The organism is Nitrospinota bacterium (assembly GCA_035528715.1).
In the GTDB taxonomy this organism is placed as follows: Bacteria; JADFOP01; JADFOP01; order DATKYB01; family DATKYB01; genus DATKYB01.
This window is the reverse complement of the sequence record DATKYB010000034.1, coordinates 1-12,132: the sequence shown is the minus strand read 5'-3', so window position 1 is coordinate 12,132 and position 12,132 is coordinate 1. Positions and strand designations below refer to the sequence as shown.

The window sequence follows — 12,132 nt, the reverse complement described above, 5'->3', positions numbered from 1 at the left end:
TTTAAAATCAGAGGGTTTTTTAATAAAAATAGAAGATTACAATCATTCAATTGGTCATTGCTACAGATGTAAGTCTACTGTCGAACCTTTGCCTTCTAAGCAGTGGTTTGTAAAAATGGAACCTTTGGCAAAACCTGCTATTGATGCTGTCAAAAAAGGTAAGATTAAAATTATTCCAAAAGGTTGGGAAAATACATATTTCGAATGGATGTATAATATTAAAGATTGGTGTATCTCAAGGCAAATCTGGTGGGGTCATAGGATCCCTGCTTGGTACTGTAAAGACTGCGAAGAAATAATAGTCAGCAGAGAAGACCCCAAAAAATGTAGTAAATGTGAAGGCTTAAATATTGAGCAGGATACCGATGTTTTGGATACTTGGTTTAGCTCAGCGCTCTGGCCTTTTTCAACAATGGGATGGCCAAAAAAGACCAAGGAATTAAAAGTCTTTTATCCTACCTCAGTATTAGTGACATCATTTGATATCCTCTTTTTTTGGGTCGCAAGAATGATCATGATGGGTTTAAAGTTTATGAAAGATATTCCCTTTAGGGATGTTTACATACATGCTCTGATAAGGGATGCTTATGGAGAAAAGATGAGTAAGACAAGAGGAAATGTCATTGACCCTCTCATAATGATGAAAAAATATGGAACAGATGCATTTAGATTTACTCTAGCAGCTCTATCTTCTCAAGGAAGAGACATAAGCCTTTCTGAAGAAACAATAGAAGGATACCGACATTTTATAAATAAAATCTGGAATTCAGCTCGATTTACACTCATGAATATAAAAGATTATCCAAAAGGTCCTATAGATAGAGATAAATTACGATATGAATTGGTTGACAAGTGGATATTAAGCAGACTCCAGTCTATTATTGAAAGTGTTAAAAAGGCCCTAGAAGAATACAAATTTAATGAAGCAGCAAATTCATTATACCAGTTTATCTGGCATGAGTTCTGTGATTGGTATATTGAATTAAGCAAACCAAGATTAAATTCTAAAGGACAAGAAAAGTTTACTGCACAATCTGTTCTTGTAGAAACCCTTGATACTGTTCTTAGATTATTACACCCATTTATGCCATTCATAACAGAAGAACTATGGCAACACTTACCTCAGAATGGAAAGAGTATAATGATTTCTCAATATCCAAAGGTCGATAAAAAGATGATGGATAGAGATGCGGAAGAAAAAATGAAGCTCTTAATAAACGTTATAAATGCCATCAGAAATATCAGAGGAGAAATGGATGTCTCTCCCAACAAGAAAGTTGATGTTATTCTAAATTTCGAAAAAGGAAACAATCTCTCGTTTTTTAAGGAAAAAAAGGATTATATTCTGGGTCTAGGGAAAATCAACGAGTTAAAATTAACTACCAATTTTAGTAAACCTAAGGGTTCAGCCTCAGCCATTGTTAATGGAATTGAGATATTTATGCCGTTAGAGGGTCTGATCAATTATGATGAAGAAAGAAAAAGATTGAGAAAAGAATTAAAAAAGGTTGAAGAGGAACTACTTGTGTATAACAAAAAATTTTCTAACCAAGATTATCTATCCAAGGCCCCAAAGGAAGTCATTGCCAAGGATAGATTAAAATACTCCTCTCTTACAGAAAAACAGACCAAATTGAAAAAACACATAGAAAATATCTTGAAATTGAAAGATTAACGTCTTCCATATAAACTATATTTAAAAACGGTCTTTAACCCCTTTATAAAAAACCTATCGATTTTTTTGCACAAAAAAATGTTATAATAATGATCACTATAAAAATAATCGGTCAAGCATAGATTAACTCTTGGATCTATATTAATGAATACTTACAAAGGAAATAATCTTTTCAATTTTTAATCAAAAAAAACTTATTCTTTTTATGACATAAATGATGTATCAATGTTTAATTAAAAAAGATATACAACGTGGTCTATCTACAGAGGTAATTGGCAAGAAGATTGTAGTGTATAAAGAGGTAGATTCAACAAACAGGAGAGCCATTGAGCTTGCTGAAAAAGGGGAAGACGAGGGCACTGTCATCATATCCGAAACACAATCAAAAGGTAGAGGGAGACTCGGACGTTCTTGGTTATCTCCTTTAGAGGTTGGAATATATCTTTCTATTATTTTAAGACCCAAAATCCCCCCTAAAGAGTCATTTTTGATTGTTTTTTTAACTGGAATAGCTGTTATAGAATCTATCAAAAAGGTAACATCACTCTCTCCAACACTAAAATGGCCGAATGATATTTTAGTTAATGATAAAAAAATTGGTGGGATCTTGATTGAAATGAAATCAAAAAAAGATAAGATAGATTATCTTGTAGATGGAATAGGGGTTAATGTAAATACTGATACTTCATTATTTCCAAAAGAGATTCAAGAAAAATCTACATCTCTTAAGAAGGTAATTGGGAAGGATATCGACAGAAACAGATTAATAAAAAAAATCCTTTATTTTTTTGAAAAATGGTATTTAGAATATATAAACAAAGGCAAAGATAAGATACTAAGAGAATATCATAAATATGCAAATATAACGGGAAGATTGGTCAGGGTAAACGAGTTGAAAAGATCGATCGAGGGTACGGTTATCGGTATTAACGAAAATGGCTTATTACTTTTAAAAGTAAACAACAAGATAGAAAAGATTAGTAGTGGAGATATTACATTTATTGATAAATGAGCCATTTTTTGATACATTCTCTCAAAACTTTTGGAGATATTATAAATGTTATTAGTGATGGACATTGGAAATTCTAATATAGCTTTGGGTATTTTTGACGGAAAAGATTTAATTCAACATTGGCGCATAGGTACAATAAAGAACAAAACAAAAGATGAGTATGGCATCCTTATAAAAGAACTCTTCCACTTGAATAATATTAAAGAAAAGAGTATTAAAAATATTGCCCTGTCCTGTGTTGTCCCTCCCCTTCTGCCAACTATAGTTGAAATGTATGGAAAATATCTCGGAATAACCCCAATGGTTATAGAACCAGGGATAAAAACAGGGATGCCTATTTTGTATGATAACCCAAGAGATGTGGGAGCTGATAGGATCGTCAATAGTGTAGCAGCCTTTGAAAAATATGGTGGTCCTGTAATTGTAATCGACTTCGGCACAGCTACAACCTTTGATGCTGTATCAAAAAAAGGTGAGTATTTAGGTGGGGTGATATCCCCTGGCATTATTATATCTTCAGAAGCTCTATTTGAACATGCCGCAAAATTACCGAGGATTGAGTTTGTTAAGCCTAAAAAGGTTATAGGGAAAAATACCATATGGAGCATGCAATCAGGAATAATCTATGGATACGCCGGATTGGTTGATGCAATCGTAGCGAGAATGAAAAGAGAAATTGATGGAAACCCTTCAGTCATATCTACAGGTGGATTGGCTGATATTATATCTCCTGAGTCTAAAATGATTAAAACTGTTGATCCATTGTTAACTTTGGAAGGACTAAGAATAATCTTTGAAAGAAATAAAGATTAGCAAGTATCTCTTGACACTTGATATTGAATCAATTATGATTAAGTTACATATTTTCAAATAATTAAAGGGGAAAATATTGTATGAAAAGCATTGGGGTTTAAAAGAACTCCCGTTTGAAAATGTGCCTGACCCGAGATTTATGTATTACTCTCCCCATCATGAAGAAGCCTTAACACGATTAATCTATACTGCACAAGCTCGCAAGGGAGCAGCTATGCTTACCGGAGAGATTGGTAGTGGTAAAACAATATTAAGCCGCGTATTTATTCGAGAAATTTCTAATGAAAAATTTGAGATAGCTTTAATAGCTAACCCAAGTTTATCTCCTGCTGACTTTTTAAAAGAAATCTTATACCAATTAGGTGTAGAAGATGATTCTCAGTCCAAAGCTGATTTCCTCCATGCCCTTAATGAAGAAATGCTAAAGAATATGAAAAACTCTAAAGATACTATTATTATAATCGATGAGGCCCAGGTAATAAAAGATAAAGAGATCTTCGAAGAGCTGAGACTCCTCTTAAATTTTCAATTAAACGAAAGGTTCTTGTTCACCCTTATACTTATTGGACAACCAGAGCTTAAAAAGCAGATTGAAGATATTCCACAATTAGAACAACGAATAGCCATAAAATATCACCTTCGGTATCTTGATATTGAACAAACTGCAAAATATATATTTCATCGATTAAAAACTGCAGGAATGGATAAAGGCATTTTTACTAAAGAGGCTATCGAAAAGATATACGAAGAGACAAAGGGAGTACCAAGAAGGATAAATAATCTCTGTGACCTAAGTTTGCTTGTTGGATATAGTCTAAAATTAAATGTTATTGACTCAAAGACTATTATTAAAGCTATAGAAGATGGAAGATGAGGTAAATGGTAAGATTAAGCGACATAATCAAAGGGGATGAATCCCCTCTCGAAGAAGAGCCAGAAGATAAAAAATCTAAAAAAGAACAGGAAAAAATTAGTTTTAGAGAACTCCAAGAGCTCAGCAAAGAACTCAGAAAGAAAGATGAAGTTGTATCTCCAGAAAAGAAAAAAAGAGAAGAAGAAAATGTAGATAAAATATATAAAGATGCCTATGAATTTGTTGAAGAGATCTTCGAAAAAGCGGAAAAAGCTCTTTCTACCATCATCGATAATGGTTTTCGCATAATCTCTCAGATGATAGAGAGCATAAGAGTCAGTGATGCCCTCTTTCTAAAAACAGTATATAAGAAAGGTGTCCCAGAAAATTATATATCCCATTCAACCAATGTCTGTATATACGCAATCAAGCTTGGCTTAGGTCTTAACTATGAAAATCATGAACTTCAAGAACTCGGGATGTCTGCCTTTTTTCACGATATAGGAATCATAAAAGTACCTGAAAAAACTCTCTCAAAACTGGAGAAATTAACCCCTGAAGATGAAAGGATGATCCAGAGGCATTCAAAATATGGTCATGATATTATTATGAATGAATTAGGAAAAAAATATCAATGGCTTGCTGAAATTGTATATCAGGAACATGAAAGAGAAGGAGGCCAAGGATATCCCAGAGGACTTAAAGGAGAACAAATTCACGAGTATGCCAAAATAGTTGGTATTTCAGATGTTTATGAAGCTTTAACACATAATAGGCCCTATCGGAAGAGGATACTTCCTTATAACGCTGTTCGTGAAATCATAGAAAATTATAAGGCCCATTTCGCCTCTCAAATCATAAAGGTACTCCTCATAGAACTCTCTGTATTTCCATTACATAGCTATGTAAAATTGAATTCAAATGAAATCGGAATGGTCATAGAAACAAGCAAGGTTCAGCCCCTCAAACCCGTTGTAAAGATTTTATATGATTCCAAAGGAAAAAAAATCAGAGATGAAAAGATCTTAGATCTGAGAAAAACCCCCCTCCTCTATATTAATGAATCGATACATGAAGAGGATTTTTTAACGTAACATCCTCTAAATTAACGTTTTAAAAATTTAGTTTTCACCAAAATTAATCCTTATCTTCTTCTTTAATCATGCCGATATAATAATAACATTTTTCTTCAAAATAAATTCGTAAATCTAAAAAGTGAGGTATGCATGAAGGTTAAATGTCAAGAGTGTTCAAATATTTATGATATAGATGAAAATAAGCTTCCTGATCAACCTGTCGTGATGAAATGCAAGAATTGTAACAACAACATTATTTTGAAAAAGCCTGAAAGTGGTGGAAATGGAGGAGAAAAGACGAACAGGGATAAAATAAATAAGATACTGGAAAACGTTGATTCCCTTCCAACCTTACCAACCGTTGCCAACCAGATTATTCAATGTACAAATGATAAAAATAGCTCTTCAACACAGATAAGCAAGTTAGTATCACAGGATCAGTCATTAACCATGAAGGTACTGAAGATTGTCAACTCCCCATTTTATGGATTTCCAAGAAAGATAACCACAATCAATCATGCTGTTGTAATTTTAGGCGCATACGAAATTCAAACCCTTGTTGTTGGGGCATCTATTGTAAAGGCATTCTCCCGTTCAAAAAACAACTCTATATTTAACAGAGAAAAATTCTGGGTTCACTCGATAGGCTGTGGGGTAGCCTCAAAGATGCTTGCAAGGGTTTTTCAATACAGAATCTCAGGAGAAGCATTTGTAGCTGGACTCATTCATGATATTGGAAAGATCATCTTAGACCAATATTTAAATACAGATTTTGAACAGGTTCTCAAAGAGGCCCATGATAAAAAGGTATCGCTATTTAAAGCCGAAAAAGACATTTTGGGAACGACTCATGCTGAGCTTGGAAAAACATTAGGGGAAAAATGGGAACTTCCCAGTCACCTCATCGAGGTTATACATAATCATCACGACCCTTTTAATTCAAGCAAAGATAGAGATATCGTATCTTTGGTATACTTTTCAAATATCCTCTGCAGAATGGGTCAAGTAGGAATGGCAGGAGGCGATGGATATGTTCCCAAAATAGATGATAAGGTTTGGGGTTTATTAAAGTCAAAAAAACCAGATTTAAATGATAGCTATATCGATAAATTTATATACGATTTAAAATCAGAGATGGAACAGACTCAAGGCCTTTTAAGCGTTCTACAAGAAAAGAAGGAAAAAAACGAATGAAAAAAAACTCTGCACAGACCAGCACTCAAGATATTCTCCATTCAGAAGAATCTCTATCTAATATAATCAATTCTCCAGAGAGAATAAAAGCCTTTTTTGAATTAAACCAAGCAATGAACCTTAATAAAAATATTGAAGATGTTTTTGATACGTTTATAAAAACGATTAAAGATATTGTCGAACTCCAATCTTATGGAATATATATATTAAACGAAATCGATAATGAATTTGATTTAAGAATTAATTCTCATTTATCCCCTGAAGTAGAAAGTTCTATAAAAAACATGTTTGAAGAGGGAATCATCGACTGGATAATCGAAGAGAAAAATCCCAAAATGATACCAAATATGACTCCAAGCGCTGATGAATGTAAAGAATTAAAAAACTTTTTTCTCATTATCCCATTAATCGTAAGAGAAAAAACCATAGGAGCTATTATTGGATGTGCCAACACAGAAGTTGAGGTGTTGGAAAAAGAAGATCTCGATTTCCTTTTTCTCTTGTCACAATCTGCAGCAGCAATATTAGAAAATACTGTGCTCTATGAAAACATGAATAAAAAGATAAATGAACTCAATATACTTACTCAAGCAAGCCGAGAAATGAGTACGGTAATAGGAATAGATAACCTTCTTTCTCTGGTGTTAGAATTAATCAATAAGATTGTAAGTAGTGAATACAGCTTTATCTCATTTATAGATAAAGAGAGTGATTCTCTTATCATCAAAGCAAGCAGGGGATTAGAAGAAAATTCTTTAGAAGAAATGGATATAAAAATTGGGGAAGGCGTAAGCGGCTGGGTGGCCAAGAGAGGAGAGCCCATGCTTATTGCAGATTATCAAAATGATATTAGGTTCAATAAATTTAAAGACATTCAACCATTCGATGTAAAAAATGTTCTTAGTGTCCCGTTTTTAGGTAAGAAAGATATCATTGGTGTATTAACTCTTTATAACAGAATAGGAGAACCTCAGTTTAAAAACGAAGATTTTCAAATTTTAACCGCTCTTGCAGGACAGTTAGGAACATCCATTGAAGTAGTAAACCTCTATGAAACCCTTAGCGAATCGTATAAAAATTTTATCATTGTTTTGGCCAATGCAATTGAGGCCAGGGATCAATATACCAGGGGTCATATAGAAAGGGTAACAAAATTTGCGAAATCGACAGCTGAAGAAATGGGATGGGAAGAAGAAAAAATTCATGAGATAGAGATTGGAGGAATCCTTCATGACATTGGAAAGATAGGCGTACCTGACAATATCTTAAATAAACCTGGCCGTCTCACTGACGAAGAGTACGAGATTATTAAAACCCATCCCGTTATTGGCAGCAATATGTTAAAATCTATGACTTCCTTTGACCCTGCCATATCTTATATCCTTTATCATCATGAAAGATATGATGGAAACGGTTATCCCTTCAAGTTAAAAGGCAATGATATACCGTTAGGAGGAAGGATTATCGCTGTGTCAGATTCCTTTGATGCCATGACTTCTGATAGACCTTATAGAAAAGGTATGGATCCAAAGGAAGCTATATCAGAATTAGAAAAAAATAGGGGTTCACAGTTTGATCCGGATATCGTCGATGCCTTCATTAGATTATATAAAAATGGTCAAATTGAAAAGATAATTCAAGAAGGATCGGAATATAGTAAAAATTAAAGGTACTTATCATGGGAATCTTAAGCTTTATAAAAAAATCTCCTAAAAGAAGCACAAAGTCAAATCTCCTCTCCCAAGAAAAACAGATATGGCCTGTCTTAAAAGATTTCTCTAAACAAAAAACTTCAATCAAGATAACCATTGATCAGAAAAAAGAATATTTCAAAAGTTCAATGCTAAGGATAAACCCTTCTTCTAAAAAAGGATGGATATTGATAGATTCTTTGTTCCCTTCTTACGGTAACGATATTATTCAAAGATCAAAGGAAATAGATATATACTTCAATTTAGAAAAAACTCATTATAACTTTAAATGCTCTTTTATTAAAAAGGAAAAAGAGGGAATAAAGGGTATTAAAATTAGCTATCCCACCCAAATGATATATTACAGAGAGAAAGATGGATTTTATATCGAACCATCATTTAGAAAACCAATACCTTTGGCCTTTTTGATAAATAGTGGTAAATCCTCAATGGTTTATGAAAATGTATACAAAATAGGTCCAAAAAGCCTTCTATTCCTTACTGACCTAGGGAAGGATATATTAAAAACAGGTAGGAGAATCGATGAAATCAATTTTACCATTCCGGAAAATATCACGATAAGAACCCCTGCTGTTATTGGTCAAGTAACAGAATCGAAAATGAAAAATTCTCCTCGATATATATGTGAGTTGGAATTTAAAGAAATAGAAGAAGAAAAAAAAGAAAAAATTTATGAATATCTTTTTGTACGCAACAGAGAAATACTGAGAACTGATTCTGAATATGATTAAGAATAAAGAAAAGAATGCAAACTATTCTTCTGACTGTTCTTCCTTTTTGGCCCTTAAAAGCTCTCTTTGTTTCTGAAAAACATAATGAATAATCTTATCCCTATCTTCTTCTTGTATCACTTTAAATTTTATAGCCGTCTTAAAACCTCCCTCTTTATCCCCAGTTTTTTCACTCCTGGCTACTTCTCCTAACGCAGGGATAGCCACAGGAGGAATCAAAGGAAGGTCTATTCTTAGTTCTAAAATATCACCTCTTTTAAACTCATTATCTGTTAAAAATTTTATTCCTCCACCGCTTAAACTAATTTTTTTTGTCTTTTCTTTTAGTCTTTTTTTCCTCTCTCCTTTTTGGTCTAAAAGATCAATAATTAAATCAAGCTTTTTATCAAAATTAATCAGCATCGACATTAAAACAGAATCAATATCTGAAACCACTTCCTTTTCTTCTATTTTATCTATGATATCTCTAAGTACAGACGTTGTTAACGTATCCATCATTTTATTGATAGCCTTTGTTTTTGCAATGTAATCCTTTTTAATCTTCTCAAACTCATCTTTTTCTAATAAAGTATATTCAAAAGGAAGATAATCATCTACTCTTACATAATTTCTCTTTTGATCCATTATAGTTTTCTCTTTAAATTAATCGGTTAACTTTCCTTCTCTTCAATAAATACCAAACCCGTATTCATTGACAAAACAAGAAGAAAATGTTAATTTTATTAAGGTTATTTTAACATATAAAACAAATGTTTCAACAAAAAAGTTCTATAAAAATAGATTGTGAAAAATAGAAAGGATAAAAATTTAAGAACGATTAAAAGCCCAGAATCTCCATCCAAGAGGAATTTTATAAAAAAGACCATATCTGGTATTGTCCTTCTTCCTTATGTGGTTCCCATTATTGAGTCTTTTAATATTATTGCAGAAAGTGCAGAAACAGGACCAACTAGTGGAGGAAGAGGAGTAGGTGCTGGAGTAGCTCGAGGAGTAGCAAGAGGCAGAGCAAGAGGGGTTGCAAGAGGAAGAATAACTCCTCCTCCTGGACGCGGGCGTGGGCGAGGGCAGAACAATGGTAAAAAACAGGAAGAACAAAAATAAAAATTCACTAAAGAGTAAAAACCCTGAATCTCCATCCAAGAGAGATTTTATTAAAAAGACCATATCTGGTATTGTCCTTCTTCCTTATATTGCACCTATTATTGAAACCTTTAATATTATTGATGTAGAAGAAGCAGAAGCAACTGGCAGGGGAAGAGGGGTTGCAAGAGGAAGAGGAGTGGCAGCAGGAGTAGCAAGAGGCAGAGCAAGAGGGGTTGCAAGAGGAAGAATAACTCCTCCTCCTGGACGCGGGCGTGGGCGTGATAAAGGTAAACCTGGCGGCATTTGGCATAGGGGCCGTGAGTATCGAGGACGTGGAATGGGACGAGGACATTGGTAATATAAACTTATCTAAATTCATAACTGAAGATATTGAAAAATAACAGACCAAAAAAAAGAGATAACCTTTTATACAGAGAATTAGATGGCGAAGGGATAATATACGATCAAAAAAACAGCATGGTTCATACCCTCAATCCAACAGCCACACTGATATGGAACTACTGTGATGGTAAACAGAGTACAAAAGATATCGCAAAAAAGTTAATTAAAAAATATGATACAAGCCTCGATAATGCATTAAAAGATATTGAAAAGACCCTTAAAAATCTTAAAAATCTAAAACTACTAATGGAGTAAGATATTTGTCTTTTCGAAAAGAATCTCGCCTGACAAATCTTCCCTTTAATAACCCTATTTTGAATGAACGCTTCAAATATGAAGAATGTTTCAGAATAGTTACCTATGATTTTTTAATCAGAACAAATTCAGAAATGATTTTAAGGGAATTCCAAAAGCTTTATTCTTATTTTATTTCTTCTTCTCCAACAAAACCAAAGAATATATACACAGTATTTATAAATAATGGAAATAAGAGACCAAAACCAATCCACACAATATTCAGTAAAAAAGACATTGCCTTTAAAACCATGAATATCTCTGAAATCATTCCTCTTTTGGAATGGCTGGTCATCAATGATGCTGGAATTTCATTAAGTAATTTTCTTCAGATACATGCAGGAGCTGTGGAAAAAAACAAAAAAGGTTTTTTGTTTCCATCAGGCCCTGGCAAAGGTAAAACGACTTTGATACTTGGACTTATTTTGGATGGATTTAAGTATTTGACCGATGAGGTCTCTCTTGTAAGCCCAGATAATTTAATGATCGAACCCTTTCCAAGAAGTCTCTGTATAAAGGAGAGCTCTTTTCAACTCTTTCAAAATCTAAAATCAGATTTTAATCTTAAGGATTATTTTTTAAGATATGATAATCAAAAGGCATGGTATATCAATCCGCTACATTTACATAAAGAATGTCTGGGAAATCAAACAAAAGTGAATTACATCGTCTTTATTAATTTCGATCCGAAAGAAAAATCGAGGCTGGAAGAAATCTCTAAATCTAAAACTATCCTCGAAATGACAAAGCAATCCTTTAATCTTTCTTCTTTTAATAATAAAGGAATGGATATGCTTGTTTCAATAGTTAGTAATGCCAAATGCTACACTCTATTTTCTAATAATTTAAAAAACAGCATTAAACTTATCAACAGTCTATTAAACCATGACTAATATGATTGAATATCACAAAATGATGCTCTCTGATAGATACAGAACAAATACCTTTAAAAGAGCAATCTTTGAAACAGTAAAACCAGGAGATGTGGTTTTAGATTTGGGTGCAGGCACAGGAATATTATCATTCTTTGCATGCATGGCTGGTGCAAAAAGGGTCTATGCTGTTGAGGTAGATAGTGTGATAGAGATTGCCAAAGAATTAGCTAGAGAAAATAATTTAAAGGACAAAATAACCTTTATCAATAATGTTTCAACAGACATCTCTCTTTCTGAAAAGGTAGATATTATCATCTCAGAGATTTTAGGCTCCTTTGGCTTAGAAGAAGACATAATAGATTATATGGCGGACGCAAGAGAGCGCTTTCTAAAAAAAAGTGGGGTCCTTATA

The 12,132-nt window shown here is 33.3% G+C and carries 14 protein-coding genes; 13 read left to right on the top strand and 1 reads right to left on the bottom strand.

Annotated elements, in window-relative coordinates; all coding sequences use genetic code 11:
• The 8 genes from VMW81_02340 to VMW81_02305 all read left to right on the top strand — a co-directional run.
• The coding region (locus tag VMW81_02340; GenBank protein ID HUU49783.1) for a valine--tRNA ligase at positions 1–1,675 on the top strand (1,675 nt) is incomplete at its 5' end.
• A gap of 289 nt (positions 1,676–1,964) precedes the next feature.
• Positions 1,965–2,687 (top strand): biotin--[acetyl-CoA-carboxylase] ligase, encoded by a 723-nt coding sequence (locus tag VMW81_02335; protein HUU49782.1) that lies wholly within the window; start codon positions 1,965–1,967, stop codon positions 2,685–2,687.
• Positions 2,688–2,732: 45 nt separating this feature from the next.
• On the top strand, positions 2,733–3,500 hold the full coding sequence (locus VMW81_02330; protein ID HUU49781.1) for a type III pantothenate kinase: 768 nt from the start codon (positions 2,733–2,735) through the stop codon (positions 3,498–3,500).
• A gap of 76 nt (positions 3,501–3,576) precedes the next feature.
• Complete coding sequence (locus VMW81_02325) at positions 3,577–4,374, top strand: AAA family ATPase (GenBank protein ID HUU49780.1); 798 nt, start codon at positions 3,577–3,579, stop codon at positions 4,372–4,374.
• Positions 4,375–4,379: 5 nt separating this feature from the next.
• On the top strand, positions 4,380–5,447 hold the full coding sequence (locus VMW81_02320; protein ID HUU49779.1) for an HD domain-containing phosphohydrolase: 1,068 nt from the start codon (positions 4,380–4,382) through the stop codon (positions 5,445–5,447).
• Between the two features lie 132 nt (positions 5,448–5,579).
• A complete protein-coding gene (locus VMW81_02315; GenBank protein HUU49778.1) occupies positions 5,580–6,623 on the top strand; it encodes an HDOD domain-containing protein in 1,044 nt (347 codons plus the stop codon).
• Entirely contained in the window at positions 6,620–8,290 is a 1,671-nt protein-coding gene (locus tag VMW81_02310; protein ID HUU49777.1) for an HD domain-containing phosphohydrolase, read from the top strand. The genes VMW81_02315 and VMW81_02310 overlap by 4 nt, the downstream gene beginning before the upstream one ends.
• A gap of 11 nt (positions 8,291–8,301) precedes the next feature.
• On the top strand, positions 8,302–9,066 hold the full coding sequence (locus tag VMW81_02305; protein ID HUU49776.1) for a flagellar regulator YcgR PilZN domain-containing protein: 765 nt from the start codon (positions 8,302–8,304) through the stop codon (positions 9,064–9,066).
• Positions 9,067–9,087: 21 nt separating this feature from the next.
• Here VMW81_02305 and VMW81_02300 read toward each other — a convergent pair whose 3' ends face one another.
• The gene (locus tag VMW81_02300; protein ID HUU49775.1) at positions 9,088–9,690 is read right to left on the bottom strand and encodes a PilZ domain-containing protein; all 603 of its coding nucleotides are present in this window, start codon (positions 9,688–9,690) and stop codon (positions 9,088–9,090) included.
• Between the two features lie 159 nt (positions 9,691–9,849).
• Between VMW81_02300 and VMW81_02295 the strand changes: the two genes are divergently transcribed.
• From VMW81_02295 to VMW81_02275, 5 genes are all read left to right on the top strand, one after another.
• Positions 9,850–10,167, top strand: a complete 318-nt coding sequence (locus VMW81_02295; GenBank protein ID HUU49774.1) for a hypothetical protein — start codon at positions 9,850–9,852, stop codon at positions 10,165–10,167.
• Positions 10,139–10,507 (top strand): hypothetical protein, encoded by a 369-nt coding sequence (locus VMW81_02290; GenBank protein HUU49773.1) that lies wholly within the window; start codon positions 10,139–10,141, stop codon positions 10,505–10,507. The genes VMW81_02295 and VMW81_02290 overlap by 29 nt, the downstream gene beginning before the upstream one ends.
• A gap of 32 nt (positions 10,508–10,539) precedes the next feature.
• Entirely contained in the window at positions 10,540–10,806 is a 267-nt protein-coding gene (locus VMW81_02285; protein HUU49772.1) for a PqqD family protein, read from the top strand.
• Between the two features lie 5 nt (positions 10,807–10,811).
• Entirely contained in the window at positions 10,812–11,738 is a 927-nt protein-coding gene (locus VMW81_02280; GenBank protein HUU49771.1) for a hypothetical protein, read from the top strand.
• Positions 11,731–12,132 (top strand): 50S ribosomal protein L11 methyltransferase (locus tag VMW81_02275; protein ID HUU49770.1); only part of this gene is annotated, 402 nt, incomplete at its 3' end. The genes VMW81_02280 and VMW81_02275, both read left to right, overlap by 8 nt.

What these genes read in the sequence shown, in the direction of transcription:
- VMW81_02315 (HUU49778.1), top strand. Translation starts at nt 5,580, where the DNA reads ATGAAGGTTAAATGTCAAGAGTGTTCAAATATTTATGATATAGATGAA.
- VMW81_02320 (HUU49779.1), top strand. Translation starts at nt 4,380, where the DNA reads ATGGTAAGATTAAGCGACATAATCAAAGGGGATGAATCCCCTCTCGAA.
- VMW81_02305 (HUU49776.1), top strand. Translation starts at nt 8,302, where the DNA reads ATGGGAATCTTAAGCTTTATAAAAAAATCTCCTAAAAGAAGCACAAAG.
- VMW81_02330 (HUU49781.1), top strand. Translation starts at nt 2,733, where the DNA reads ATGTTATTAGTGATGGACATTGGAAATTCTAATATAGCTTTGGGTATT.
- VMW81_02310 (HUU49777.1), top strand. Translation starts at nt 6,620, where the DNA reads ATGAAAAAAAACTCTGCACAGACCAGCACTCAAGATATTCTCCATTCA.
- VMW81_02300 (HUU49775.1), bottom strand. Translation starts at nt 9,690, where the DNA reads ATGGATCAAAAGAGAAATTATGTAAGAGTAGATGATTATCTTCCTTTT.
- VMW81_02290 (HUU49773.1), top strand. Translation starts at nt 10,139, where the DNA reads ATGGTAAAAAACAGGAAGAACAAAAATAAAAATTCACTAAAGAGTAAA.